Source organism: Pseudomonas sp. QC2, assembly GCF_002859085.1.
GTDB lineage: Bacteria > Pseudomonadota > Gammaproteobacteria > Pseudomonadales > Pseudomonadaceae > Aquipseudomonas > Aquipseudomonas petroselini.
In genome coordinates this window covers 47,397-71,966 of sequence record NZ_PKKS01000028.1, presented here as the reverse complement: position 1 = coordinate 71,966, position 24,570 = coordinate 47,397, and the positions used below count along the sequence as shown (strand labels likewise).

Annotated in this window: 26 protein-coding genes; 12 read left to right on the top strand and 14 right to left on the bottom strand. The window is 61.2% G+C overall.

The window, feature by feature from the left end:
• Positions 1 to 27 precede the first annotated feature (27 nt).
• Complete coding sequence (locus QCBJ_RS29550; RefSeq protein ID WP_093543363.1) at positions 28 to 903, top strand: helix-turn-helix domain-containing protein; 876 nt, start codon at positions 28 to 30, stop codon at positions 901 to 903.
• Here the strand turns inward: QCBJ_RS29550 and QCBJ_RS29545 are convergent.
• From QCBJ_RS29545 to QCBJ_RS29535, 3 genes are all read right to left on the bottom strand, one after another.
• Complete coding sequence (locus QCBJ_RS29545) at positions 900 to 3,401, bottom strand: LuxR C-terminal-related transcriptional regulator (protein ID WP_102062157.1); 2,502 nt, start codon at positions 3,399 to 3,401, stop codon at positions 900 to 902. The genes QCBJ_RS29550 and QCBJ_RS29545 overlap by 4 nt on opposite strands.
• Positions 3,402 to 3,641: 240 nt before the next feature.
• On the bottom strand, positions 3,642 to 5,000 hold the full coding sequence (locus QCBJ_RS29540; RefSeq protein ID WP_015885821.1) for a DUF1329 domain-containing protein: 1,359 nt from the start codon (positions 4,998 to 5,000) through the stop codon (positions 3,642 to 3,644).
• A 26-nt stretch (positions 5,001 to 5,026) separates the two neighbouring features.
• On the bottom strand, positions 5,027 to 6,817 hold the full coding sequence (locus QCBJ_RS29535; protein ID WP_015885822.1) for a DUF1302 domain-containing protein: 1,791 nt from the start codon (positions 6,815 to 6,817) through the stop codon (positions 5,027 to 5,029).
• Between the two features lie 79 nt (positions 6,818 to 6,896).
• Between QCBJ_RS29535 and QCBJ_RS30115 the strand changes: the two genes are divergently transcribed.
• On the top strand, positions 6,897 to 7,139 hold the full coding sequence (locus tag QCBJ_RS30115; protein WP_139237972.1) for a hypothetical protein: 243 nt from the start codon (positions 6,897 to 6,899) through the stop codon (positions 7,137 to 7,139).
• 162 nt (positions 7,140 to 7,301) lie between these two features.
• On the opposite strand, the gene QCBJ_RS29530 is transcribed toward QCBJ_RS30115, so the two are convergent.
• From QCBJ_RS29530 to QCBJ_RS29515, 4 genes are all read right to left on the bottom strand, one after another.
• Entirely contained in the window at positions 7,302 to 8,213 is a 912-nt protein-coding gene (locus QCBJ_RS29530; RefSeq protein ID WP_015885823.1) for an SDR family oxidoreductase, read from the bottom strand.
• 173 nt (positions 8,214 to 8,386) lie between these two features.
• Positions 8,387 to 9,292, bottom strand: coding sequence for an alpha/beta fold hydrolase (locus QCBJ_RS29525; RefSeq protein ID WP_015885824.1), 906 nt, complete (start codon positions 9,290 to 9,292; stop codon positions 8,387 to 8,389).
• Entirely contained in the window at positions 9,292 to 10,074 is a 783-nt protein-coding gene (locus QCBJ_RS29520) for a class II aldolase/adducin family protein (protein WP_015885825.1), read from the bottom strand. Before QCBJ_RS29520 ends, QCBJ_RS29525 begins: the two co-directional genes overlap by 1 nt.
• Before the next feature lie 246 nt (positions 10,075 to 10,320).
• Entirely contained in the window at positions 10,321 to 10,782 is a 462-nt protein-coding gene (locus QCBJ_RS29515) for a flavodoxin (RefSeq protein WP_015885826.1), read from the bottom strand.
• Positions 10,783 to 10,911: 129 nt separating this feature from the next.
• Between QCBJ_RS29515 and QCBJ_RS29510 the strand changes: the two genes are divergently transcribed.
• Both QCBJ_RS29510 and QCBJ_RS29505 read left to right on the top strand, forming a co-directional pair.
• Entirely contained in the window at positions 10,912 to 11,379 is a 468-nt protein-coding gene (locus QCBJ_RS29510; RefSeq protein WP_015885827.1) for a PAS domain-containing protein, read from the top strand.
• 61 nt (positions 11,380 to 11,440) lie between these two features.
• Entirely contained in the window at positions 11,441 to 12,046 is a 606-nt protein-coding gene (locus tag QCBJ_RS29505; protein WP_015885828.1) for a hypothetical protein, read from the top strand.
• A 2-nt stretch (positions 12,047 to 12,048) separates the two neighbouring features.
• Here the strand turns inward: QCBJ_RS29505 and QCBJ_RS29500 are convergent, their stop codons facing one another.
• Positions 12,049 to 12,918, bottom strand: coding sequence for a MerR family transcriptional regulator (locus QCBJ_RS29500; protein ID WP_241090916.1), 870 nt, complete (start codon positions 12,916 to 12,918; stop codon positions 12,049 to 12,051).
• A gap of 301 nt (positions 12,919 to 13,219) precedes the next feature.
• Between QCBJ_RS29500 and QCBJ_RS29495 the strand changes: the two genes are divergently transcribed.
• The 6 genes from QCBJ_RS29495 to QCBJ_RS29470 are packed head-to-tail and all read left to right on the top strand — an operon-like array spanning position 13,220 to position 16,156.
• Positions 13,220 to 13,780 (top strand): antibiotic biosynthesis monooxygenase, encoded by a 561-nt coding sequence (locus tag QCBJ_RS29495; RefSeq protein ID WP_093543370.1) that lies wholly within the window; start codon positions 13,220 to 13,222, stop codon positions 13,778 to 13,780.
• A gap of 57 nt (positions 13,781 to 13,837) precedes the next feature.
• The gene (gene folM / locus QCBJ_RS29490) at positions 13,838 to 14,548 is read left to right on the top strand and encodes a dihydromonapterin reductase (protein ID WP_093543372.1); all 711 of its coding nucleotides are present in this window, start codon (positions 13,838 to 13,840) and stop codon (positions 14,546 to 14,548) included.
• A gap of 20 nt (positions 14,549 to 14,568) precedes the next feature.
• A complete protein-coding gene (folE, locus tag QCBJ_RS29485) occupies positions 14,569 to 15,129 on the top strand; it encodes a GTP cyclohydrolase I FolE (protein WP_015885832.1) in 561 nt (186 codons plus the stop codon).
• A gap of 2 nt (positions 15,130 to 15,131) precedes the next feature.
• On the top strand, positions 15,132 to 15,509 hold the full coding sequence (gene folX, locus QCBJ_RS29480; protein ID WP_043205882.1) for a dihydroneopterin triphosphate 2'-epimerase: 378 nt from the start codon (positions 15,132 to 15,134) through the stop codon (positions 15,507 to 15,509).
• 16 nt (positions 15,510 to 15,525) lie between these two features.
• Entirely contained in the window at positions 15,526 to 15,822 is a 297-nt protein-coding gene (locus tag QCBJ_RS29475) for a DUF1244 domain-containing protein (protein WP_015885834.1), read from the top strand.
• Positions 15,815 to 16,156, top strand: coding sequence for a HopJ type III effector protein (locus QCBJ_RS29470; protein ID WP_015885835.1), 342 nt, complete (start codon positions 15,815 to 15,817; stop codon positions 16,154 to 16,156). Before QCBJ_RS29475 ends, QCBJ_RS29470 begins: the two co-directional genes overlap by 8 nt.
• Positions 16,157 to 16,235: 79 nt before the next feature.
• Here the strand turns inward: QCBJ_RS29470 and trxB are convergent, their stop codons facing one another.
• Positions 16,236 to 17,198, bottom strand: a complete 963-nt coding sequence (trxB, locus tag QCBJ_RS29465) for a thioredoxin-disulfide reductase (protein ID WP_102062155.1) — start codon at positions 17,196 to 17,198, stop codon at positions 16,236 to 16,238.
• A gap of 295 nt (positions 17,199 to 17,493) precedes the next feature.
• Here trxB and cysZ point away from each other — a divergent pair, with 295 nt between their 5' ends.
• Both cysZ and QCBJ_RS29455 read left to right on the top strand, forming a co-directional pair.
• The gene (cysZ, locus tag QCBJ_RS29460) at positions 17,494 to 18,261 is read left to right on the top strand and encodes a sulfate transporter CysZ (protein ID WP_015885837.1); all 768 of its coding nucleotides are present in this window, start codon (positions 17,494 to 17,496) and stop codon (positions 18,259 to 18,261) included.
• Between the two features lie 54 nt (positions 18,262 to 18,315).
• Positions 18,316 to 19,518: a glycosyltransferase family 1 protein gene (locus tag QCBJ_RS29455; RefSeq protein WP_015885838.1), complete on the top strand. Its 1,203-nt coding sequence runs from the start codon at positions 18,316 to 18,318 to the stop codon at positions 19,516 to 19,518.
• On the opposite strand, the gene QCBJ_RS29450 is transcribed toward QCBJ_RS29455, so the two are convergent.
• The 5 genes from QCBJ_RS29450 to cgtA form a co-directional block, all read right to left on the bottom strand.
• Complete coding sequence (locus QCBJ_RS29450) at positions 19,487 to 20,590, bottom strand: NADH:flavin oxidoreductase (RefSeq protein ID WP_102062154.1); 1,104 nt, start codon at positions 20,588 to 20,590, stop codon at positions 19,487 to 19,489. The two genes, QCBJ_RS29455 and QCBJ_RS29450, sit on opposite strands and share 32 nt — an antisense overlap.
• 273 nt (positions 20,591 to 20,863) lie before the next feature.
• Positions 20,864 to 21,346, bottom strand: coding sequence for a glutathione peroxidase (locus QCBJ_RS29445; RefSeq protein WP_043205883.1), 483 nt, complete (start codon positions 21,344 to 21,346; stop codon positions 20,864 to 20,866).
• A gap of 101 nt (positions 21,347 to 21,447) precedes the next feature.
• A complete protein-coding gene (locus QCBJ_RS29440) occupies positions 21,448 to 21,912 on the bottom strand; it encodes a CreA family protein (RefSeq protein WP_015885841.1) in 465 nt (154 codons plus the stop codon).
• Positions 21,913 to 21,927: 15 nt separating this feature from the next.
• Positions 21,928 to 23,046 carry a glutamate 5-kinase gene (gene proB / locus QCBJ_RS29435; protein WP_026013771.1) on the bottom strand — a complete coding sequence of 373 codons (1,119 nt, stop codon included), beginning with the start codon at positions 23,044 to 23,046 and terminating at the stop codon, positions 21,928 to 21,930.
• A 111-nt stretch (positions 23,047 to 23,157) separates the two neighbouring features.
• Positions 23,158 to 24,381 (bottom strand): Obg family GTPase CgtA, encoded by a 1,224-nt coding sequence (gene cgtA / locus QCBJ_RS29430; RefSeq protein ID WP_015885843.1) that lies wholly within the window; start codon positions 24,379 to 24,381, stop codon positions 23,158 to 23,160.
• Positions 24,382 to 24,570 lie beyond the last annotated feature (189 nt).

The following is a 24,570-nucleotide window of genomic DNA, read 5'->3' as shown; positions in this document are numbered from 1 at the left end:
GATGCAAGGCGTCGGAGAGTATTCACCATGCCAGATCTGGAATCCCTGCAAGTCTTTCAAGCGCTTAACCGCTCGCCCAACGCACGGCTCGAAGCCTGCGCCGAGCTCGGTGACGGTTTGTCTGCAGCTTTGTGGAGCAACCACCACGACTCGCAGGATTACCAGGCGCCCAGCCATCACACCCTGTCGTGCTACATCGGCGGCGGCACCGGCACGTTCCGGCGCGACCAGCCCGGCACCAAGGGTGGGCCGGACAAGCTGTGCATCCTGCCCGCCGAGCATCAATCGGCGTGGGTGATCAATGGCGAGATTCGCCTGGCCCATGTGTATTTCAGCCCGGAGCAATTTGCCCTCGGTTGCATCACCCTGCTCGACCGCGAGCCCCGCGCGTTGCAACTGCGGGAAAGCACCTTTCTGGAGGACGCCAGCCAGGCCCGACGCTTTCACCAGTTGATCGCCCTCAACTGGCACGAACCCGCCGAGCGCCTGCTGACCAGCAGCCTGGCCCATGAAATGCTCAGCCATACCTTGCTCAGCCAGGTAGGCGCGCGCGAGGGGCTGCGTTTGAAAGGCGGGCTGGCGGCGCATCAACGGCGGCGATTGGTGGAGTACATCGACCAGCACCTGGAAGACCCGATCAGCCTGGGCCAACTGGCCGGGATGTGCGCGTTGTCCGAGTACCATTTCGCGCGGATGTTCCGCCAAAGCTTCGGCCTGCCGCCCCATCAATACCTGCTGGCACGGCGGCTGACCCGCGCCCAGGCGCTACTGCGCAGCGGCGCCTTGCCCCTGGGCGAGATCGCGTTGCTGTGCGGTTTCTCCAGCGCCAGCCACTTCACCCATCGTTTTCGCCAAGCCATGGGCGCCACGCCCGGCGAATACCGCCAGGCGCTCGGCGCTTAGGTCATCAACCCCAGGGCCTTGGCCTTGGCCACCGCTTGTGTACGTCGCTCCACACCCAACTTGCTGTGGATGCGCCGCGCATGGGTTTTGACGGTGTGCAGGGAGATAAACAGCCGATCGGCGATTTCCAGGTTGGAGTTGCCAAGGGCGATCAACTGCAGCACTTCCAATTCGCGCTGGCTCAGGGGGTTGTCCACCGCGCCCGGCGTTGACGCCTGCGGCTCCATCCCCAGCTCACTCAACAACCCCGGCGAACGCAAACGCAGTTCACGAATCGCCTGCTGCACCTGACAACGACCGGCCAGTTCCAAGCCGGTTTGCAGCGAGCGACGCGCCAGGGCAGCGTCGCCCAATTGCCAGGCCACTTCACCCAATACCAGGTGCAGCTCGGTTTCCAGGCAGAGCATGCCGCGCTGGTGGGTGGTTTCCAGCAAGGCACTGAGCCGCGCCACCGGTTGTTCGGCGCAGCCCAGTTTGACCTCTGCCAGCACCAGCAAATATTCCAGGCGCGGAATCAATTCCAGGGTGGCCGGCGGCGCCTGTTTGGCCAGGGGCCCACGGAAGTGGCGGAGCACACGGCGCACCGCTTCTGCCGTCAGTTCGGCGCGACCTTGCTGCAGCCAGAAATGCCCGCTGACCAACAGCAGCACCGCACGGTACACCGTCTCGGGCACCTGGCGTTGCTGCATCAGCCGTTCCGCGTCGCGCAGCTGCACAAAGGCCTGGGCGTAGTCGCCACGGTTGGCGGCCAGCAGGGCCAGGCCGAGAAACCCATAAAGGACGCGCTTATCCTGGCTGTGCAGGCACATTTTCAAGCCTGCCTGGAAACAGGCGTCCGCCAGGCTGTCTTGCCCCTGGCGCAATGCCAGGTGCCCGCGCCGCAGGGCAATACGTCCCACCAATGGCCCGGCCTTGAGCCGCTGTTTGAGCAACATCGCCTGCACGTTTTCCAACAAACTCTGTGCCCGATAGGGTGCACCGCGCTGTTCCAGCAACTGTGCGTGATCCAGTTCGAGCAGGGCCTCGAGCAACAATGAACCCTGGGCGCGCGCCAGGCACAGCGCTTCACGGTTCAGGGCCTGGGCAATGTCCAGCTCGCCGCGCAGCAAGGCTTGCTGGGTCAGGCCTGACAGACACATCAACCGCGAGGTCCAGGCGCTGTCGGGCAAGGCTTGCAACGCTTCAAGGAAATGCTCGCGGGAACGCTCGGCGTCACCGCCCAAGTGCAACAGCCAGCCCCACTGCGCTTGCCAGCGCGCGAGTAAATGCCGCTGCAGTGCCGCCGTCGGTTGCGGAGCGAAGCGCGCCAACTGGTCGATGCATTGCGCGGCCTGGTCGAAGCGCCCGGCGAACAGCAGCGCCGCCGTCACCAGCCCCACCAGTTGCGCCGAGCCGAGCATCAATTCGTCGCCGTGCTGTTCATGCAGGCGCAACAGCAACACCGCGTTCTGCTGACGGAACAAGTCCTCGAAACTGAAATGCTGTAACAGGCTCACCGCCACTTCATATTCTTCGGCCAGCAGCGCTTGTTCAAACGCAGCCTGCCAGTCCTGCTCGGTGGTGAACCACTGGCAGGCGCGACGGTGCCAGGAACGTTTGGCCGGCCAGGGCTCATCGCGCAGCAATTGGGCGAGCGGTGGAAAAACCTGCAACCAGTCGGTGTCTTCCCAAGGCTGGATAAACGCACCGAGGGCCTGCAGGTCGCGCAGGTAGTGGTCACCGTCGCCAAAGCCGAACAGGTGCTCGCACAATCCGGTGTTGAAGCGCGGCAGATGGGCGAGCACGCGCCAGGCTTCGGCCAGTTCCGGCGGCAAGGTACTGAACAGTTCGTGCTGCAAGTAGTCGAGCAAGGTCTTTTCCGGGTGCCCTTCCCCGAGCAAAGCGATACGCACACCGGCACACCAACCGCCGCTGAACTGCAGCACGCTGTCGACAGAAAGCCCCAGCGCAGGATTGAGCAGTTGCTGAATCTCCTCTGGGCTGAACGCCAGATCGGCACCGCACTCCAGCAACTCATCGTCGAGCAGCAACCGTGGCCAATTGCACATCGGCCGGCGCCGCGCCCCCAGCCACCACGTCAACGCCGGGCTGCTGACGGTGAGCAAGCGGTCGAGCAACGCGTCGGTGTCGGGGGTGGGCAAGCGACAGAAGTCATCGAGAAACACCCACGCCGGCGTCTGCCACTGAGTGAGGTCCAGCAGCAACGTCGCTTCATCGGTGAATGACAGGCCGAGGTTCTGCGCCAGGCGTCGGCAAACGTCGACCGGGCTTAAGGGAACACCGTTGAACGGCAGCCAGTACACCTGGCACCCCACCGGCGCCTGCAATGCACACTCGGCCAGCAACGCACTCTTACCGCTGCCACCCGGGGCGCACAGCAATTTGACCCTGACCTGCGCCGCCAGCAAAGGCTCGGCCAGGCGTGGGCGCAGCAGATGGTGGGCGGACAGCCGAGGCATGAATCCAGGACGGTCCAGGCAGCGTGTCATGGCGGTCATTGCTGCATCCTGCGTTCTTATTGTTATGCAACCAGGCACCTACCCTAGTCCTGTGGTTGGCGGTTGTTGAAGAAGTATTCAGCTGGGTGATTTCCAGCCATGCATAAAACCCCATGTGGGAGGGGCGGTGCGACGATTCGACTTGCTCCCGATGGCGGTGTATCAGTCGGCCCATCCATTGACTGACACGCCCTCATCGGGGGCAAGCCCCCCACCTGTTTGACCCTGCTTCGATCCGGATCAGCGCACCCCTTCAGCCCTCAGCGCAGCCGGCGTGTAGTCCGCCGCCTTGGCATTGAAACCAAACACAAAGCTGCTCTTCTCCTCGTTCTTCATGCCCAGCGCGATGTAGCGCCCGGCGATGATGTCGTAGAGGGTTTCCACGGTGTACGCCGGGGTCTGGTGGTTGTAGTAGAACTGCGCATGACCTTCGGCAACCCGCCACAGTTGGCCACGGCCGTCGTAGTGGTCCACCAGCGCCACCTGCCAGCTGTCCTCGTCGATGTACATGTGGCGCTTGGCGTAGATATGCCGCTCACTCGGCTTGACCGTGCCCACCACTTCCCACACGCGGTGCAGCTCATAGCGGGTCAGGTCCTGGTTGATGTGGCCGGCCTTGATGATGTCGTCGTACTTGAGCGTCGGTTGGTCGAGCTTGTAGCTGTTGTAGGGGATGTACATCTCCTTCTTGCCCACCAGCTTCCAGTCGTAGCGGTCCGGGGCGCCAGAGAACATGTCGAAGTTGTCGGAGGTGCGCAGGCCGTCCGAGGCGGTGCCCGGCCCGTCATACGCCACTTGCGGCGCACGGCGTACGCGGCGTTGGCCGGCGTTGTAGATCCAGGCCAGGCGCGGCTCTTTCACCTGGTCGAGGGTTTCATGCACCAGCAACACATTACCCGCCAAGCGCGCCGGCGCGGTCACCGACTGCTTGAAGAAGGTCAGCACGTTGGCGGCCTTGGCCGGGTCCATGTCGGGGATCAGTTGCGGCACGGCCACTTCTTCCTCGAAGCGGATCGGCGTGTAGCTGCCGTTGGTCTGCGGCGTGGCCTGGGTGATGATGCGCCGCAGGTTGCCGCCGTGATAACGGGTGATGTGGTTCCACAGCACCTCCACGCCATTCTTCGGAATCGGGAACGCGTAGTAGCGGTTGCCGGTGAAGTTCTCCAGGCCGTTGCCGTCGTTGATCGGCTTGACGTTCAGCGCGCTGCGCTTGATCGATTCGTAGATCTCCGGCGGCAGGTTGACCGTGCGGTGGGTCGGGTACACCGGGATCTTGTAGGTCTCGGGGTAGCGTTTGAACATCGCCACCTGGCCGTCGGAGAGTTTGTCCTTGTACTTGTCGACGGTGGCGGCGGTGATCACGAACAGCGGCTTTTCACTGGCAAATGGATCGGCCAGGAAACCCTTGCTGTCCACCGCACCGGCGTTTTTCGGAATGCCGCCGGTCCAGGCCGGAATCGAGCCGTCGGCGTTGCCGGCTTTTTCGGCGCCTACCGGGGTCAGGGTGGTGCCGAGCTTGGCGGCTTCTTCCGGTGACACGGCGGCCATCACGTTGGCTGCCAGCAGGCTGAGGGCCATTACCGCAAATATCTTACGCATAGAGTCTTGTCCTTCTTTAAGCCAGATCAGAAGTTCACGCCGAAGCTGAGGGCGAGGAAGTCACGGTCGGTCAGGGTGTTGTAGTCGCCACCAAAGAAGTCGGTGTAGCTGAGGCTCGCGGTGTAGGTGTTGCGGTAGTCCGCATCCACGCCAACACTGATGGCCTTGGCGCCTTTGTTGAACAGGCCGTTGGGGCCGTAGCCGGCAACGTCGTGGGACCAGGAGAGGTTGGGCTTGAGGTTCACCCCGGCAATCGCGTTGTTGTAGTCCAGGATCGCCCGTGCGCGGTAGCCCCAAGAGGTAGAGGTGACAAAGCCGTCGGTATCACCCTGAAAACCGTAGGCGCCGTAAACCGAGTCTCGGCCGTAACGCAGTTTGGATTTATCTTCCAGGCCGGCGACATGCACAACAGCCGCTTCGCCCACCAACGTCAGGCGCTCGGCGCCCAGGACCTGGTCGAAGAACTGGGTCATGGTGCTTTGGATCTGGGTGATTTCCTTGCGGCGGTAGCCTTTGTTATCGTCGCCGAAATTGCTGCGGATCGGCGAGGCGGCCTGGCCGGCGACAGGGTTGATCAAGGCCAGGGTCAGGTCCGTGGTATTGAGTTGCACCGGGGCATTGGGCCGGTAGCTGATCTCGCCGGTCCATGCCGTGCCCGTGGGCAAGGTGGTGGAGAAGCTGGCGCCGAACAAGCGGATATCTTCGGGATAATCCAGGTAGTACTGGCCACGGCCAAGCATGAGGCTCTGGACCAAGCCCGCGCCGGAGCCGGGCGCGATGCCGTTGGCGGCGCCGGAGATAGCGCCCAGGGTGGCCAGGCTGGTGTTGTTGGTGATGGTCCCCACCGTAGGCGTACGGCTGTGATAGTTCATGAAGTACAGGCCGTATTCGGTGTCATCCCCCAGCCAGCGCAAGGCGGTGCCGAACTGGCCGGAATCCCGCGCATCACGGTCGCCGGCACGCCGCACGATCACCCCTTCATTGGTCACGCCAAATCCTTGGCCGAACGCCGCCGCCACAGGTTGCAATGGCCTGATCGCCGGGTTCCCGACGGTGTAGTTGTTGGTGCAGCCGTCCGCCGCCACATCGCCACCAAAGAAGGTGCCGCAGTTGTCCAGCACCGTCTGGTCCCACTCCAATTGGTAGAAGCCTTCCAAGGTCAACTGGTTGGTCAGGCTCTGGGAAGCGAACAGCATGTTGACCGGAATCAACCCCTCCTTGATCTCGGCGCCCGGCCGACGAAATGCCGAGACGTCGATGGGGTTGATGCTGTTGATGGAGTTACCGATGAAGGTGCTTTCGCCCCAGCTCACCACCTGCTTGCCCACCCGCACCGTGCCCGGCAAATCACCCAGCGAATAGTTGTGGTAGACGAAGGCGTCGAGGATTTGCGCGCCGCTGGACTTGGCGCCTTCCTTGCGGTTGTGGTTGCTGATCGGCTTGAACTCGCGGTCTTCGTCCTGGAGCTCGAAGTCGTACCAGTACTTGCCCCGCACAAACACGCCCGTATCGCCGTACTTCAATTCAAGGTCGTGCAGGCCTTTGAAGATCTTGGAAAAGGTTTCGCCCTTCTTGAAGTTCAGCCGGCCGTCATCCCCGGTGGACGCTTGCCCGGTGCCACCATTGACGGTGCCCACCAGCTTCTTGTCCGCATCGCGCATGCCCCAACTCGCGCCCACCGACAGCGAGGAATCGAATTGCCCTTCGATCTCGCCAATGTTGAACGAAACAGCCTGTGCCTGCGCACAGCAACCCAACGCAACGGCAGCGGCCAGCGCCTGTGGCTTGAAGATGGCGCGCATTGTTGTTTTTGTCATGCGTCTTCCCCGGTGAGTGACAGAAGGCCCCACCCTACTGCCGACTATCGGGAGCGATAAGCGCACCAAGGAGGGATTCGTGTTGTCGCTCGAAAGGATGACAAGGCGCTCTGGCCGGGGTCTGGGCGCACGCATGCGTCGGGTGGATGGCGGGTTATCAGGAGAATGGATGGAGCGCAGCGTGACTGTTGCCGATTCAGCAACAGTCCTTGTCATGAATGGGCATTACTCATTTTGTTACAAGCAGCTATTCTTGCCGGGCTTTCAGGGCAAACCGCTCGCTTCCGCCTCCGGAAGAAAAGCCAGCCTCAAGATGGATTGATGTCTCTATTCAATCTGTTACCCGTGTTAACGGACGTTGATTTGTCGCTCCTTGATCCAACGTCTTACTTCAGCCGCTGCCTTTGCAGCGGCTTTTTTTTTGCCAAAAATAAAACGGGGCGCCATCAGCGCCCCGTAGGATTAAAGCTTTTTCAAGCAATGATCATAGGCTGTACTTCTGCAAATTGGCCATCATTTCCTTCAAGGCCTCGATGTTGTCCTTGGGGTGTGCCGCCCCTTCAAAGTCGCAGATCTGCTGCCAGTGCGCCGCCACATCCTCGGGTGAAAAACCCGCCTCTGGATCAAAGCCTACACCCAGGCTGCGCTCCCAGCGGGTCTTGCCGATCCAGCCGCCGCCCACTTCAAACAGGCCCGAGGTTTCCTGGCACGCCTCACTGCCCAGGTACACCACCAATGGGCTGACCAGCTCCGGCTTGAGGCGCTCGAACACTTGCGGCGGGATCAGGCCTTCGGTCATGCGCGTGCCGCCTGTTGGGGCAATGGCGTTGACCAGGATGTTGTTCTTGCGCCCTTCCAGCGCCAGGGTGCGGGTCAACCCATACAGCCCAAGCTTGGCCATGCCGTAGTTGGACTGACCGAAGTTGCCGTAGATGCCCGAGGTGGACGCGGTGAAGATCACCCGCCCGTACCCTTGCTCGCGCAGATGCGGCCAGGCGGCGCGGGTGACTTTGTAGGCGCCTTCGACATGCACCCGGTAAACCAGGTCCCAGTCGCTGTCGTCCATTTTGTGGAAGGTCTTGTCACGCAGAATACCGGCGTTGTTGACCACCACGTCGACACGGCCGAAGGCGTCGAGGGCGTTCTGCACGATCTTGTCACCGTCGGTGACAGAGTCATGGTTGGCTTCGGCGATACCGCCGGCTTCGCGAATCTCAGCCACCACACGGTCGGCGGCCGAAGCATTGGCACCTTCGCCCTGGGTGGAGCCGCCCAGATCGTTGACCAGCACTTTGGCGCCATGCCTGGCGAACAACAGCGCATGGGCCCGGCCCAATCCGCCGCCGGCACCGGTGACGATCACGACCTTATCCTGGAACTGCACTGACTCACTCATACCAAACTCCAATGGCGACAATGGGAATGGGTCGAGTGTCAGGCACAGGGGCCATGGTCACAATAACCACGACTGAGCCTGAATGGTGCTCGATAAGGCAGAGGGATGATCATGTGGGCGCTGGCGTACCTGCGATGCAAGCGCCTCGGTCTTTCAGTTGAACCGCCGCGGCGCTATCGCAGGCAAGCCAGCGCCCACACTGGGCCAGCAATGCGCTCACGAAACGCCAGATAGTGCTTGAGCACCTGCACCGGCGCCTCGATCTGCGGGTAGTGACCGATATTGGCCAGCAGCACCGTATCCGCGTGGGGCACCAATTCGCGGTAACGCTCGACCATATGGGCACCGGAGATCGGGTCGATCTCGCCATCGATCACCCGCAGCGGCACGTCATCCCGTTGCATCGCCTGCACCCAACGCTCACGCAAACGGCGCCGCTGCGGGACGTAGGCGATGAGTTTGTGCAGGATGCGCGTGCCTTCGTGACTATTGATCAGGCTCCAGAAGTCATCCAGAGCGCTCTCACTCGGGCGGGTATTGGGGCCGAAGATCTGGCTGAAGCTGTCCGCCAGGGCATTACGCCCGAAGGCTCGGCCGATCATCCAACCCAGCGGGCTGAGCAAAAGCTTTTGCACCAGCGCGGCGCGATGAGTTTCAGGGAACAACCCACCATTGAGAAACACACAGCTGGCCATGTGAAAACGGCCCTCGTAGTGCCGAGCCAGCAACTCCTGGGCGACGCTGTCGCCGTAGTCGTGGGCCAGCACGTGCACCGGTTGCTCGACGCGCAGGTGTTCCAGCAGCGCCTGTTGCAAATCCGCCTGTTCCAACAGGCAATAACCGTGGTCCAGGGGTTTTGCGGAATCGCCAAAACCGAGCATGTCGCAGGCGATCACCAGGTTGCGCTGGGCCAGCGGTTGCCACAGGTAATGCCAGTCCCAACTGGCGGTGGGGAAACCATGGATCAACAGCAACGGCTCACCCTGCCCTGCCACCCAGTAACGGATAGTGCGGCCATGGAAGTCGAAGGTCTGGCTGCGTTTGCGCCAGACACTGAGGGGGATCTCGGCGAGTGGCATCAGGTTTTATACTCAGGATCGACGCGGTCCAATTTGCGCAGCAACGCCGGCCAGGCCAGCGCGCCCCCCATACCTTGAGCGCTCTTGGTGACCGCCGCCGCCATCGCCTTGGCACCGGCGAGTATCTGCGGCCCAATGGCGATCAATTCGGCGCCGCCGTTTTGCGCCAGCACCTGGATATCGCAGGCGCGCTGGAAGACAAACATCATCAAAAAGGTGTCGGCGATGGTGTCGCCGCAGGTCAGCAGACCGTGGTTGTGCAGCATCAGGAAATTGTTGTCGCCCAGGTCGGCCTGCAAACGAGCCTTCTCTTCGTGGTTCAGCGCCACCCCTTCGTAGGCGTGATAGGCCAGGCTCGACAAGACGAATATCGACTGCTGGCTGATCGGCAATACGCCCTGTTTCTGCGCCGCCACCGCGACACCGGCGGCGGTGTGGGTGTGCAGCACGCAGGTCACGTCGTGACGCACTTCATGGATGGCGCTGTGGATGGTGTAGCCCGCAGGGTTGATCTCGTAGGGGCTGTCCATCAGCTTGTTGCCGGCCTGATCGACCTTGACCAGGCTCGACGCAGTGATTTCGTGGAACATCAGCCCATAGGGGTTGATCAGGAAATCATCGGTGCCCGGCACCTTGGCCGAGATGTGGGTGAAGATCAGGTCATCCCAGCCATGCATCGCCACCAGGCGATAACAGGCGGCCAGGTCGACGCGGGTTTGCCACTCGGCGGCGCTGACCTGATCTTTGAGACTCAACGACGATAGGACCGGGGCTAAACTCACAATAATGACCTCCTTGGCGCGTTTTCTTATTGTTTTTTTGAGTGATGGGCCAGTCTAGTCAGAGGTCGTGGCTGGAGGAGTTGCCTTGGCAGCCAGCTTGATGACCGTGCGGGTCAGCGTTGAGAATAGTTTAAATCCCTACAAGCGGCGTCAGAGAAGTGCCGCCAATAAAGGCGCGGCGCGGGCGGTTTTCATGGGCGCCGCCACCGCCAGCCACCGCACTGGATGCCTGGGAATCAAGCGAATTTACGCTAAAGCGCGCAGTGCAGTGACCAGCTCAGCCAGCCAGGGCTCGGCGTCGGTTTCCGGGGTGACGCTTTCGCTGGCATCCAGGCGCAGCATCGGCAGCACTTCACGCACGCCCAGCTCGCCGAACAGCTCGCGCATCTGCTCGCCGCCCCCACAAAAGGTATCGCCATAGCTGGCGTCGCCCAGGCCGATCACCGCACCGGGCAGGCCGCGCCAGGCGGCGGGCAATTGGTCGCGAATGCTCGAATACAGCGGTTGCAGGTTGTCGGGCAGTTCGCCCATGCCGGTGGTAGAGGTCACCGCCAGAAAGGCCTGCGGGGCAAACGCCTGTACATCCGCCAGGCTGGCACGGGGGTTATGCCAGGCTTCGAAGCCGGCCTCTTTGAGGAGGTCGGCAGCGTGACGGGCGACTTCTTCAGCGGTGCCGTAGACCGAGCCGGAAAGGATGGCGACTTTCATCAATCTGATCCTGTAGTTGAGCGAAAGCCTGGGATATTAACAGCTGACGCAAATATTTCGGCGCACCCCGTGCAACATTCAGAGCATGTCATAAACTGCCAACTCCAATCACAAGCCATGGACCGCTCAATGATTAACGCCAAGCTGATGCAACTGGTCATCAACGCTTCCAACGACGGCATCGTCGTCGCCGAACGCGAAGGCAAGGACAAGCCGCTGATCTATGTCAACCCGGCATTCGAACGCCTGACCGGCTACACCCTGGATGAAATCCTCTACCAGGATTGCCGCTTCCTGCAATCGGGCGACCGCGATCAGCCGGCCCTGATGGCAATTCGGGAAACACTGGAGAGCGGTGGCGCATGCCGGGAAATCCTGCGCAATTACCGCAAGGACGGCAGCCATTTCTGGAACGAACTGTCGCTTTCGACGGTGTATAACGAAGCCGACAAGCAGACGTATTTTGTGGGTGTACAGAAAGACGTCACCTTGCAAGTCAAGGCCCAGCAGCGGGTGGGTCAACTGGAAGCCGAACTCAACCAAGTAAAAGCCGAACTGGCTGCGCTCAAAGCGACGAGCGGATTCAACAAAATTTAGGAGATGTCATCATTAGAGGCGATAATGGCATTTTAATACCTCCTACCATTGAGCAAGAGCGATGCAACGCGACGCGCTTCTGACCCAGGATGAGTTGGATTTCATTCAGAATATGCAGCACAACCCGCAGCTCAACCTGCGGGATACTTCGTCGAGCCTGACAGTCAACGGTGGTGCACAGATTCGCGATTTGCTCACCCGACTCGCCGCCCACGACCATCTCACTATCCAGGCGCAGTTCGATAACCAGCAACTGACCTTCCCGCTGCACCTGGTGGAAGATGAGTTTCACGCCGTTCACCTTCGCCTGGGGGTGCCGAGTATCTTCGAAGACGGGCCCATGATCCGTCCGTGGCGTCTCGCGCTTGAGGCCCCGGTGGCACTGGAAAACGTCAACGGCATCGCCGGCGCACTGTGGGTGCACGAAGTGTCATTCAAGGGCGTACTGGTGGAAGTTCGTGGTCGGGTAAAGCCGCCGAAGACCTTTTCGCTTTGGTTCAGCCCATCCGGCTACGAGCGCATCGCATTGCGCGGGACACTGGAGCGGGAAACCGCCCGGGGTTTGTTTGCCTACCGCCTGAGCCAAAGTGATGCAGATGAAATCGAGCGCCTGCGCCAATTCATTCTGCATCAGCACCGCATGGTGCACCCGCAGGCGCACGCCTGATTTCAGGTATCCAGGTTACCGCTGAGAAACTGCTGCAAGCGGCGCTGCATCAGGCGCCCTTCACTGCCCAGGCAACCGATCGACGAACCTGCCAGCGCTTTCTGCGCCAGGTCTGACGCAGCACCCGCCAGGAACAGCGGGCAATCCAGGGTCAATGCCAGGCGATTGAGGCGCCCGGGCAGGTCATGGTTATGTGCGTGGTTGGAAAAGATGATCAGTGCCTGGGGGCGAGTCTTTTCACAGACCAGGGTTAATTCATCAAACGGCTGGCCCATGCCCAGCACCTTAACAGCCAGATCATCCCGACTGATCAACAGCGCCGCCACCAGCAGCTCCAATTTGCGGCACTCGCCAGGCATGGCCGTCAGCAATACACGGGGCGCAGGCGACAGGGTCGCGGTTTGCAGGCGCTGGAAGGTATGGATCCGCAGGAAGGCGTCGAAGAACAGCCACTCACTGGCTTGGCCGAAACGCCCCTGGTGACGCAACAGCTCGTTCCATAAGGGCATAAGAATGTCCTGGAACGCCACGCTGATGGGGTAGAGCGCAAAAATCTGGCCGTACAGGCTCTCCAGTTGTCGGTCGTCAAAGGCGCTGACGGCGTGTAACAGCCGCGTCCGCCATTGTGGCAATTCATCTTCCTCGATCACATCGTGCCCAGCGCGAACCACGTTGGCCTGCAAATCGTCGCGGGCGAGAATCTTGCCCACCTTGCTCACCGCTACACCTCGCTCAATCCAATCGAGGATGCGATTAACGGTCGCAATATCGGTCTTGGAGTAGAGGCGGTGCCCACTCTCGGTGCGTACGGGCTGGATCAGACCATAACGCCGCTCCCAGGCACGCAGGGTGACCGGATTGATGCCTGTCATTCTCGAGACTTCACGAATCGGAAACAGCTCATCTGAATCGAGGGATTCCAGATGCAAATTGCTATCACTTGGGGCAGTAATCACAGGTATGAGAGACCAAAAGACCAACGAAAATTGGATCCTCATTTAACGCCTTTAGACCTGTCTTTTTCAAGGTCCCTGCTTATTCGACCAATGCCTCTGGTGTATTTCTACAAAACGGGAATAATCCTTGCCTGTTTTTACGTAGCGGCACTACCCCGCCGCTATGTTTGTGCGCCCCCTACCCGGCCCAGCGCACCCGAATACTTGGAGATACACAATGTCTACCTCTCCCGTCACTTTGATGGTTGCGCGTCGCGTGGCCAAGGGTCGCTACGAAGAACTGATGGCCTGGCTGCGCGAAGGCGAGCAATTGGCCACGGACTTTCCCGGCTACCTGGGCTCAGGCGTACTTGCCCCGCCGCCCAACGATGATGAATTCCAGATCATTTTCCGCTTCGCCGATGAAAAAACCCTGCATGCCTGGGAGTTTTCAGCCTCGCGCAGTACGTGGCTGAGCCGTGGCAGTGAACTGTTTGCCGACCCTTCCGAGCACCGCGTACGCGGCATTGATGGTTGGTTCGGCGCGGCGGGTGCACGCCCTCCTCGCTGGAAACAGGCCGTGGCGATCTGGCTGGCGTTTTTCCCGGTGTCGCTGCTGTTCAACTTTGTGCTGGGACCACTGCTCGGCGGGCTTGACCTGGCGCCGCGCGTACTGGTCAGCACCCTGGCGCTTACGCCGCTGATGGTTTATTGGTTCATCCCGTTGTCGACCCATCTGTTGGCAAACTGGCTGCATCCTGCCCCGGCACCGCGCAAGGGCACTGAAGCTGCGGCGTGAATACAGGGGCGGCCGGTCGCTGGTATAGTTTCAATCTGCCAGCGATTCGAGCTCCCCATGACCGCAACAAACGCCCCGATCCTGATCACCGGCGCCGGCCAACGTGTCGGCCTGCATTGCGCCCAGCGCCTGTTGGACGAGGGCCACTCGGTTATTTTCAGCTACCGCAATGAGCGTCCCGGCGTGCATGCCCTGCGCGAACGCGGCGCGATCGGTGTGTATGCCGACTTCTCCAGCGAGGCCGGGATTCTGGCGTTTATCGCTGAGCTCAAGACCCGGACCGACAGTCTGCGCGCGATCATCCATAACGCCTCGGCCTGGGTCGCGGAAACGCCTGGCGACGAAAGCCGCGCTTTTACCGACATGTTCAGCGTACACATGCTTGCGCCGTACCTGATCAACCTGCATTGTTCGCCTTTGCTGCAACGCTCTTCACCCGCCGATATCGTGCATATCAGCGATGACGTGGTGCGCAAGGGCAGCCGCCGACACATCGCCTATTGCGCCACCAAGGCAGGGCTCGACAGCCTGACGCTGTCGTTTGCCGCGCAGTTTGCGCCGTCGATCAAGGTCAACGGCATCGCGCCGGCCATGGTGATGTTCAACGACGGCGACGACGCAGCCTACCGCGCCACGGTACTGGCCAAGTCGGCACTGGGCATCGAACCCGGGCCCGAGGTGATCTACCAGAGCGTGCGCTACCTGCTGGACAACCCCTATGTCACCGGTACCACCCTGACCGTCAACGGCGGGCGGCATATCAAGTAAGCCGTTTGTGAGGATGTTGTATGACCTTATCCCTGCCCCACCATTACCGCGAGATCCTCAAGGGCTTGGGCGAAGACCCCGAGCGCGAAGGCTTGCTCGACACCCCCAAGCGCGCCGCCAAGGCCATGCAATACCTGTGTCATGGCTATGAGCAGAACCTGGAAGAGATCGTCAACGGCGCGCTGTTTACCTCTGACAATGACGAGATGGTGATCCTCAAGGACATCGAGCTGTACTCGCTGTGCGAGCACCACCTGCTGCCCTTCATCGGCAAGGCCCACGTGGCCTATATTCCGACCGGCAAGGTATTGGGCCTGTCGAAACTGGCGCGCATCGTCGATATGTTTGCACGCCGCCTGCAGATCCAGGAAAACCTCACCCGGCAAATTGCCGACGCTATCCAGGACGTGACCCAGGCAGCCGGTGTGGCGGTGGTAATCGAAGCCAAGCACATGTGCATGATGATGCGCGGCGTGGAAAAACAGAATTCAACCATGAACACCTCGGTGATGCTCGGCGCGTTCCGCGAGTCGAACACCACGCGCATGGAGTTCCTGCAACTGATCGGACGGAGCAAGTAGCAATGCCACAACTTCAACCAGGCATGGCGCGCATCCGGGTCAAGGACCTGTGCCTGCGCACCTTTATCGGCATCAACGAGGACGAGATCCTCAACAAACAGGATGTGCTGATCAACCTGACCATCCTGTATGCCGCCCAGGAAGCCGTGCGCGACAACGATATCGACCACGCGCTGAACTACCGCACCATCACTAAGGCGATCATCGCCCACGTCGAGGGCAACCGTTTTGCCCTGCTGGAGCGCCTGACCCAGGAGCTGCTGGATTTGGTGATGAGCAATGAGTCGGTGCTGTACGCCGAAGTCGAAGTGGACAAGCCCCATGCGCTGCGCTTTGCCGAATCGGTTTCGATTACCCTGGCAGCCAGCCGCCACCCCTGAATTGTCAGTGAGCCCTATGAACGACCAACAACGCCTCGAACTCGAAGCCGCCGCCTTCCGCCGGCTGGTGGCCCACCTGGACAGCCGCAAGGATGTGCAGAACATCGACCTGATGAACCTCTCGGGCTTCTGCCGTAACTGCTTGTCCAAGTGGTACAAGGCCGCGGCCGATGAACGCCAGATCGACGTCAGCCTCGATGACGCCCGTGAAGTGGTGTACGGCATGCCGTACGCCGAGTGGAAAGCCCAGTACCAAAAAGAAGCCAGTGCCGACCAGCAGGCGGCGTTCGCCAAAGGAAAAACCCATGACTGACCTGAACACCCTGCGCGCCAGCCTCAACAGCGGCGAACACGTTTTTGCCGATACCTTGGCGTTTGTTGCCGCAGGTTATGACTACCAGCCCCAAGCCTTTACCAATGGTGATGTAGAAAATGCGGCGGGGCAGAACGAAGGGTCGTGCAAGACCTTGGGCCTGGCACTGCTGGAAGGCTTGAGCGACCAGGAAGCGTTGTTGGCATTTGGTGAGCATTACCGCTCGGTGGTGGCAACGCCTGAGGGCAGTGACCACGGCAATATCCGCGCATTGATCGCAAACGGCCTGGCCGGTGTAAAGTTCACCGCCCAGCCCCTGACTCGAAAATCCTGAATCATACGCGGATCAAAATGTGGGAGGGGCGGTGCGACGATTCGACTTGCCCCCTCCCACATTTGTTTTGCGGTGTTAGTTAGAACGCAGCGTTCTGCAGGCCGTCGAGGTAACGCTCGGCATCCAATGCCGCCATGCAGCCAGCACCGGCCGAGGTGATGGCCTGACGATACACGTGGTCAGCCACGTCACCGGCGGCGAAGATACCTTCGATGTTGGTGGCAGTGGCGTTGCCTTCGCGGCCGCCCTGCACCACCAGGTAACCGTCTTTGGCGTCCAGCACGCCTTCGAACAACGAAGTGTTCGGCGTGTGGCCGATGGCGATGAATACGCCGTCGACTTTCAGCTCGTCGAAGCTGCCGTCGTTGTTCTTCAGGCGCGCACCGGTCACACCCATGTTGTCGCCCAGGACTTCATCCAGGGTGGCGTTGAGCTTGAGGATGATCTTGCCTTCAGCGACACGGGCGTGCAGCTTGTCGATCAGGATCTTCTCGGCACGGAAGGTCTCGCGGCGGTGAACCAGGGTCACAGTGCTGGCGATGTTGGCCAGGTACAGTGCCTCTTCCACGGCCGTGTTACCACCACCGACCACGGCGACCGGCTTGTTGCGGTAGAAGAAACCGTCGCAGGTCGCACAGGCGGAAACGCCCTTGCCCATGAACGCTTCTTCCGATGGCAGGCCCAGGTAACGGGCGCTGGCGCCGGTGGCGATGATCAGCGCGTCACAGGTGTACACACCGCTGTCGCCGGTCAGGCTGTAAGGCTTCTTGGAGAAGTCGACCTTGTTGATGTGATCAAACACGATCTCGGTTTCAAAGCGCTCGGCGTGCTCTTTCATGCGTTCCATCAGCACCGGGCCGGTCAGGCCGTGGACGTCGCCCGGCCAGTTGTCGACTTCGGTGGTGGTGGTCAATTGACCGCCCGCCTGCATGCCGGTGATCAGCAGCGGCTTGAGGTTGGCCCGGGCAGCGTAGACCGCAGCGCTGTAACCGGCAGGGCCGGAACCGAGAATAATCACTCGCGAATGACGGGTATCAGACATGACTCACTCCTATCGACCGCCCGGACTACAAGGCGGCTGGAATAAAAAAGGGACTACGAAGCACTTGGGGAAGGCTTGAACTCGCAGGCCCTGAAAAATAATGGGTGCAGCGTATCGAGGGGGGCAAGATTAAGGAAATACGGAATAACAATCCAGCTCATAGGTGGTCTCTATGCAGTCGACCAGGTTGATCGACAGGATTCTTGCCTAGATGTTACTTATGATGTCGCCGCTTTCACCCAAGGTTTAAAGCCGGTAAGGTCGGCGCGTTCGTCCCCCTTGCTCGGAGTTCTCCATGCCCGCCCCTGCTCTTTCCGGCCCACAATACCTGCGTGAAGGCCTCAAACTGGTGTTGAGCCCCGGCCTGCGCCTGTTTGTGCTGCTGCCGCTGGCGATCAACCTGGTGCTGTTCGTCGGCTTGATCTATTTCGCCGGCCATCAGTTCAGCCTGTGGGTCGACCACTTGATGCCGACGCTGCCGAGCTGGCTGAGCTTTCTGAATTACCTGCTATGGCCACTGTTTGTGGTGCTGGTGGTGCTGATGGTGTTTTTCACCTTCACCATGCTGGCCAATATTATCGCGGCGCCGTTCAACGGTTTTCTTTCGGAAAAAGTGGAAGTGGTGGTGCGCGGTACCGATGACTTCCCGGCCTTCAGCTGGGGGGAGTTGATCGCCATGGTGCCGCGCACGCTGGCACGGGAAATGCGCAAACTGGGCTACTTCCTGCCACGGGCCATCGGCCTGTTTATCCTGTCGTTCATTCCGGTGGTCAACCTGATCGCTGCGCCGCTGTGGCTGCTGTTTGGTGTGTGGATGATGGCGATCCAATACATCGACTACCCGGCCGATAACCATAAGCTGGGCTGGAACGAAATGCTCGCCTGGCTGCGCCAGAAGCGCTGGCAGAGCATGAGCTTCGGCGGCATCGTCTACCTGGTGCTGCTGGTGCCGGTGGTCAACCTGCTGATGATGCCGGCGGCGGTGGCCGGGGCCACGCTGTTCTGGGTGCGCGAACAAGGTGCCGAAGCGATGGCGCCGCAGCAAAAAGTGACCCGGTCATAAATCCATCATCTCGATGACACAATGACGACATGGCCCACGGTGACACTGTGGGTCATGACGACAGCCTCGCTTCACATCACCCTCATTACCGAAACCTTCCCGCCAGAGATCAACGGGGTGGCCAATACCCTTGGCCGCCTGTGCGAGGGTTTGCGTTCACGTGGCCATCAAGTCGAACTGGTGCGCCCGCGCCAAGGCGTCGATCAGAGCCGTCCCAGCGATGACGAATTGCTGCTGTGTCGCGGCTGGCCGCTACCGGGTTATCCGGGCCTGCAATGGGGGCAGTCGTCGATGCACAAGTTGCTGCGGCGCTGGACACGCCAGCGCCCGGACGTGCTGTACATCGCCACGGAGGGGCCATTGGGCCTATCCGCCTTGCGCGCCGCGCGGCGTCTGGGGATCAGTGTGGTCAGCGGCTTTCACACCAACTTCCAGCAGTACTCGAACCAATACGGCCTGAGCCTGCTGAGCCGGATGGTCACCCACTACCTTCGCTGGTTTCATAACCGTTCGACCCTGACCCTGGTCCCCAGCGCCAGCCAGCGCCTGGAACTGGAACGCCGGCATTTCGAGCGTCTGGGGATGTTGGCGCGCGGGGTAGACAGCCAACTGTTTCATCCCGCCAAGCGCGACAATGCACTGCGGGAGAGTTGGGGGTTGAACAGTGAGCAAACCGCCGTGCTCTATGTCGGCAGGCTGGCGCAGGAAAAGAACCTGGGACTGCTCAAGCGCTGCTTCGAGACCTTGCAGGACAGCTACCCGCTGCGTCAGATGAGACTGGTCGTCGTCGGCGATGGGCCACAACGCGCGATGATGGAAAAGGAACTGCCGGAGGCGATCTTCTGCGGCACCTTGCGCGGTGAAGAACTGGCACGTCATTACGCGTCAGGCGATGTGTTTCTATTCCCCAGCCTGACCGAAACCTTCGGCAACGTGGTACTCGAAGCGATGGCGTCGGGATTGGGCGTGGTGGCCTATGACCAGGCCGCAGCGACCCAGCATATACGCCATGGCTACAACGGCGTGCTGGCGATGCCGGGGGACGAGGATGCATTCTGCGATGCCGCCAACTGGCTGCTGGAGGACGCCGAAAGCCTGCGCCGCATGCGCCTGAATGCACGCCAGCATGCAAGCCGCCAGGGCTGGCCGGCGATTATCGAGCAGTTCGAGCGCCAACTGCGCGGGGTCTGCAAGGACGGGCACCCGGTGCCCGCCCTGTCGCCGCTTACACCAGGCTCGTCAACGCCTCACGACTGAAGGGCAGGATGTCGCCTTCGCGGCCTTCGCGCACCTTCACGGCCCAATCCGGATCCACCAGCAGGGCTCGGCCCACGGCGACCAGGTCGAATTCGTCGTTGTTCAAGCGCTCCAGCAACTTCTCCAGGCTGGCCGGTTGCGCGACCTTGTCGGTGTTGACCATGAACTGCAGGAACTCGCCATCCAGGCCGACGCTGCCCACGGTGATGGTCGGCTTGCCGGTAAGCTGGCGGGTCCAGCCGGCCAGGTTGAGGTCGGAACCGTCGAATTCAGGCTCCCAGAAGCGGCGGGTGGAGCAGTGGAAAATGTCCACACCCGCGTCAGACAGTGGCTTGAGGAACTCACCCAGCGCCTCGGGGGTTTGCACCAGGCGCGCGGTGTAGTCCTGCTGTTTCCACTGGGAGAAACGCAGGATGATCGGGAAGTCCGGGCCAACGGCGGCGCGGGTGGCCTGGATCAGCTCGATGGCAAAACGTGAGCGGTTGGCCAAACTGCCGCCGTATCCGTCGGTCCGCTGGTTGCTGCCTTCCCAGAAAAACTGGTCGACCAGATAGCCGTGGGCGCCGTGGATCTCCACGCCGTCCATGCCGATACTCTGGGCATCCTTGGCGGCTTGGGCGAAGGCGTCGATCACCGCCTTGATGTCTTGCTGGGTCATGCCGTGCACGACCACGTTGCCATCTTTGAGTTTTTCCATCGGGCCGTAGGCTGGCACGCTGGCGTCAGGCTCAGTGCCGATACGCCGTACGCTGCCAACGTGCCACAACTGCGGAACGATCTTGCCGCCTTCGGCGTGCACGGCGTCGACCACTTTCTTCCAGCCGGCCAAGGCGGCCTCACCGTAGAAGTGTGGAACATTGGGGTAGCCGTTGGACGCCTGATGGTCGACCACGGTGCCTTCGGTGATGATCAGGCCCACACCGGCGGCAGCGCGGCGGCGGTAGTACTCGATCACCTTGGAATTGGGCACGCCGCCTGGGGAGAACGAGCGCGTCATGGGCGCCATGACGACGCGGGTCGACAGTTGCAATGCACCGAGCTGGAAGGGTTTGAACAAGGCCTGGACGGGCATGGGAGCACTCCACGAGAGACGGGGTTTATGATGGGGATCATATGGGGAGTGCAAAGCGCTGGGTAGCACTATTGATCTGAGTGATTAAGGGGTAAAAGCGGCAGAGCCCGGTTGCCGCTGACCTGTAGTGAGCGGGCTTGCCCCGCGCTGGGTGGCGAAGCCGCCCCAGTAAAAACGCCGCATTCTGTCTAGAAATGCGGCGTCTGATTTTAGGGCGGCTTCGCCACCCAGCGCGGGGCAAGCCCGCTCACCACAAAAGCCTCCCGGACGTGTTCAGGCCAGGGCTTTCTCAATGGCTTGGACGACCGTGGGGTCATCCGGCGCGGTGCGCGGGGAGAAGCGTGCGAGCACTCGCCCATCCTTGCCCAGCAGGAATTTTTCGAAGTTCCAGGTGATATCCCCAGGAAACTCGGCGCCTTCGCCCGCCAGCAGGCGGTACAGCTGATGACGATCGGGGCCGTTGACCTCAAGCTTGCTGCCCAGCGGGAACGTCACCCCGTAGTTCAGGCTGCAAAACTGCTGGATCTCTTCTTCGGTACCCGGCTCCTGGCCTGCAAATTGATTGCACGGCAGGCCGAGCACGGTAAATCCCTGGGCCTTGTACTGCTGGTAGAGGTTTTCCAGCGCAGCGTATTGCGGGGTCAAACCACATTTGGAGGCTACGTTGACCACCAGCACCACTTGCCCCTTGAAGGGCGCCAGCGGCAGCTCTTGTCCGTCCAAAGCTTTGAGTTTCAGGTCGTGGAAAGCACTCATGACGAACTCCAGATATCCCATGTTCTTCGCATTGCGGCCCTTCGAGATTACAACCCGCAAGCCTGCAATCATAGACGCCGATTGCAAAACTCGCCTGCGGGTTACTGAGCGGTCGGCCAGGGCAAAATCGGAATGGCCGTCACGGCGTTCTGCGGGCTGCCTTCGATCAGGCGGTCACTGTAGACCAGGTACACCAGCGTATTGCGCTTCTTGTCGAGGAAGCGCACCACTTGCATGGTCTTGAACACCAGCGAGGTGCGCTCCTTGAACACTTCGTCACCGTCCTTGAGCTCGCCCTTGAAGCGGATCGGGCCCACCTGACGGCAGGCAATCGAGGCTTCGGCGCGGTCTTCGGCCAGGCCGAGGCCGCCTTTGACACCGCCGGTCTTGGCGCGGGACAGGTAGCACGTCACGCCGTCGACCTTGGGGTCGTCGAAGGCTTCGACCACAATGCGGTCGTTGGGGCCGACAAACTTGAACACCGTGGACACTTGGCCAATTTCTTCGGCCGAGGCCAGCAGCGGCATGGCCAGCAGCAGGCCGAGCAATCCCTTCATGACACGCATTGTGTATTCCTTTGGTTAGACCAGGATCAGGTTATCGCGGTGTACCAGTTCCGGTTCCGCCATGTAGCCTAATAGTCCGACAATCGCGTCGGACGATTGTCCAATAATTTTCTGCGCTTCAAGGGCACTGTAGTTGGCCAGGCCGCGAGCAATCTCACGACCGTCCGGCGCCACGCACACCACCATTTCCCCACGGCGGAAACTGCCCTGCACCAACTTGACGCCGACCGGCAGCAAGCTCTTGTTACCCTGGGACAAGGCCGATACCGCGCCATCGTCCAGCACCAGGGTGCCACGGGTTTGCAGATGACCGGCCAGCCATTGTTTGCGCGCGGCGAGCATGCCGCGTTCCGGCGACAGCAGCGTGCCGATGCGCTCACCGGCCTTGAGACGATCCAGCACGCGCTCCAGGCGCCCACCGACGATGATCGTGTGGGCACCAGAGCGTGCGGCCAGGCGCGCTGCGCGCAGCTTGGTCTGCATGCCACCACGGCCCAGGGCGCCGCCAACGCTGCCGGCCACGGCATCCAGCGCTGGGTCATCGGCGCGCGCTTCATAAATAAGCTGGGCGTCGGGGTTGTTGCGCGGGTCGGCGTCGAACATGCCGTCGCGGTCGGTGAGGATCACCAGCAGGTCAGCTTCCACCAAGTTGGCAACCAGGGCGGCCAGGGTGTCGTTGTCGCCGAAGCGGATTTCGTCGGTGACCACGGTGTCGTTCTCGTTGATCACCGGGATCACCTTCAGCTCCACCAGCGCGCGCAAGGTGCTGCGGGCATTGAGGTAGCGCTTGCGGTCGGACAGGTCGTCGTGGGTCAGCAGGATCTGCGCCGTGTGGCGGCCGTGCTCGGCAAAGCTGGATTCCCAGGCTTGCACCAGGCCCATCTGGCCGATGGCGGCGGCAGCTTGCAGTTCGTGCATCGCGCTGGGTCGCGCGGTCCAGCCGAGGCGGCTCATCCCGGCGGCAACCGCCCCGGACGACACCAGCACCAACTCAACACCGGCCTCATGCAAGGCCACCATCTGCTCGACCCAGACGCTCATGGCTGCGCGATCCAGCCCCTTGCCATCCGCCGTCAGCAACGCACTGCCGATCTTTACGACCCAGCGCTGCGCACCTGTCACTTTGCTCCGCATCATCTTCAACCTTAGATTGAGGGTTGCGCGACCCAGCGCCGCCCATAACGTTAAACCCGGATACTAAAACGCCGCTCTCTAAGGAGCGGCGTTCAAGTTTATCGCAACGGATCAGTCACGCACGTAAATGATTTCCGGACCGTCTTCATCATCCACGTCTTCTTCGTCCCAATCATCGTCGCCGATGTCGTGGACCGACTTCACGCCGCTGCGGCGCAGGGCACGCTGGTCGTCCAGGGCTTGCAGCTGGGCACGGGCTTCGTCTTCGATCTGCTGGTCAAGCTCGGCGAGTTCGGCCTTGAATACCGGGTCGGCCGCCAGGCGGTCGGCGCGGTCTTCGAGGTAGCGCATGATGTCGCGGGTCAGGCGCTCGGTGCCTTCTTTGGCGATGGCCGAGATCACGTAGACCGGGCCGGTCCATTCCAGGCGATCGACGATTTCCTTGACGCGCTCCTCGTGTTCTTCTTCGAGGATCTGGTCGCACTTGTTCAGCACCAACCAGCGATCACGCTCGGCCAGGGCCGGGCTGAACTTGGTCAGTTCGCTGACGATCACTTCGGCGGCGTCCGGGGCGCTGGTGTCATCCAGCGGCGCCATGTCCACGAGGTGCAGCAGCAAACGGGTGCGCGACAAATGCTTGAGGAAGCGGATGCCCAGGCCGGCGCCATCGGAGGCACCTTCGATCAGGCCGGGAATGTCGGCGATCACGAAGCTTTTCCAGCGGTCGACGCTGACCACGCCCAGGTTGGGTACCAGGGTGGTGAACGGGTAGTCGGCAACCTTTGGCTTGGCAGCCGAGACCGAGCGAATGAAGGTACTTTTGCCGGCGTTCGGCAGGCCCAGCAGGCCCACGTCGGCGAGCACTTTCATTTCCAGCTTGAGGTCACGCTGCTCGCCCGGCTTGCCTGGCGTGGTCTGGCGCGGTGCACGGTTGGTACTGGACTTGAATCGGGTGTTACCCAGACCGTGCCAGCCGCCCTGCACAACCATCAGTTTCTGGCCGGCCTTGGTCAGGTCGCCAATCACTTCCTGGGTAGCGGAGTCGATGATCGTGGTGCCGACCGGCACGCGCAGTACCAGGTCTTCGCCTTTTTTACCGGTGCAGTCGGTGCTGCCGCCGTTGGAGCCACGCTCGGCATCAAAGTGCCGGGTGTAACGGTAGTCGACCAGGGTGTTGAGGTTTTCGTCGGCCATCATGTAGATGGAACCGCCGTCACCGCCATCACCGCCGTTTGGGCCACCGTTTTCGATGAATTTTTCGCGACGGAAACTCATGCAACCGTTACCGCCGTCGCCTGCTTTTACTCGGATGGAAACTTCATCAACGAACTTCATAACAAAACGCCTCTCGCCGCACGGACGAGCTTAAGAAACCAAGACATAAGACTCTTGCAAAAATGAGCGCAGCGACCTCAATCAACGACCGCAAATCCAGCGCTTGAGCCCATTACAAACAGCTTTGCAAGAGACTCACCCCACAAACGAAAAAGCCCCGTCGCAAGACAGGGCTTTTCCAGCGATCTC

Coding starts and splice junctions, on each gene's coding strand:
- cysZ (WP_015885837.1), top strand. CDS start 17,494: ATGCCCGCCCCTGCTCTTTCCGGCCCACAATACCTGCGTGAAGGCCTC.
- QCBJ_RS29535 (WP_015885822.1), bottom strand. CDS start 6,817: ATGACAAAAACAACAATGCGCGCCATCTTCAAGCCACAGGCGCTGGCC.
- proB (WP_026013771.1), bottom strand. CDS start 23,046: ATGCGGAGCAAAGTGACAGGTGCGCAGCGCTGGGTCGTAAAGATCGGC.
- QCBJ_RS29445 (WP_043205883.1), bottom strand. CDS start 21,346: ATGAGTGCTTTCCACGACCTGAAACTCAAAGCTTTGGACGGACAAGAG.
- QCBJ_RS29440 (WP_015885841.1), bottom strand. CDS start 21,912: ATGCGTGTCATGAAGGGATTGCTCGGCCTGCTGCTGGCCATGCCGCTG.
- trxB (WP_102062155.1), bottom strand. CDS start 17,198: ATGTCTGATACCCGTCATTCGCGAGTGATTATTCTCGGTTCCGGCCCT.
- QCBJ_RS29530 (WP_015885823.1), bottom strand. CDS start 8,213: ATGAGTGAGTCAGTGCAGTTCCAGGATAAGGTCGTGATCGTCACCGGT.
- QCBJ_RS29470 (WP_015885835.1), top strand. CDS start 15,815: ATGACTGACCTGAACACCCTGCGCGCCAGCCTCAACAGCGGCGAACAC.
- QCBJ_RS29515 (WP_015885826.1), bottom strand. CDS start 10,782: ATGAAAGTCGCCATCCTTTCCGGCTCGGTCTACGGCACCGCTGAAGAA.
- QCBJ_RS29545 (WP_102062157.1), bottom strand. CDS start 3,401: ATGACCGCCATGACACGCTGCCTGGACCGTCCTGGATTCATGCCTCGG.
- QCBJ_RS29550 (WP_093543363.1), top strand. CDS start 28: ATGCCAGATCTGGAATCCCTGCAAGTCTTTCAAGCGCTTAACCGCTCG.
- QCBJ_RS29450 (WP_102062154.1), bottom strand. CDS start 20,590: ATGCCCGTCCAGGCCTTGTTCAAACCCTTCCAGCTCGGTGCATTGCAA.
- folX (WP_043205882.1), top strand. CDS start 15,132: ATGCCACAACTTCAACCAGGCATGGCGCGCATCCGGGTCAAGGACCTG.
- QCBJ_RS29525 (WP_015885824.1), bottom strand. CDS start 9,292: ATGCCACTCGCCGAGATCCCCCTCAGTGTCTGGCGCAAACGCAGCCAG.
- QCBJ_RS29540 (WP_015885821.1), bottom strand. CDS start 5,000: ATGCGTAAGATATTTGCGGTAATGGCCCTCAGCCTGCTGGCAGCCAAC.
- folE (WP_015885832.1), top strand. CDS start 14,569: ATGACCTTATCCCTGCCCCACCATTACCGCGAGATCCTCAAGGGCTTG.
- QCBJ_RS29455 (WP_015885838.1), top strand. CDS start 18,316: ATGACGACAGCCTCGCTTCACATCACCCTCATTACCGAAACCTTCCCG.
- QCBJ_RS29500 (WP_241090916.1), bottom strand. CDS start 12,918: ATGACAGGCATCAATCCGGTCACCCTGCGTGCCTGGGAGCGGCGTTAT.
- QCBJ_RS29475 (WP_015885834.1), top strand. CDS start 15,526: ATGAACGACCAACAACGCCTCGAACTCGAAGCCGCCGCCTTCCGCCGG.
- QCBJ_RS29495 (WP_093543370.1), top strand. CDS start 13,220: ATGTCTACCTCTCCCGTCACTTTGATGGTTGCGCGTCGCGTGGCCAAG.
- folM (WP_093543372.1), top strand. CDS start 13,838: ATGACCGCAACAAACGCCCCGATCCTGATCACCGGCGCCGGCCAACGT.
- QCBJ_RS29510 (WP_015885827.1), top strand. CDS start 10,912: ATGATTAACGCCAAGCTGATGCAACTGGTCATCAACGCTTCCAACGAC.
- QCBJ_RS29505 (WP_015885828.1), top strand. CDS start 11,441: ATGCAACGCGACGCGCTTCTGACCCAGGATGAGTTGGATTTCATTCAG.
- cgtA (WP_015885843.1), bottom strand. CDS start 24,381: ATGAAGTTCGTTGATGAAGTTTCCATCCGAGTAAAAGCAGGCGACGGC.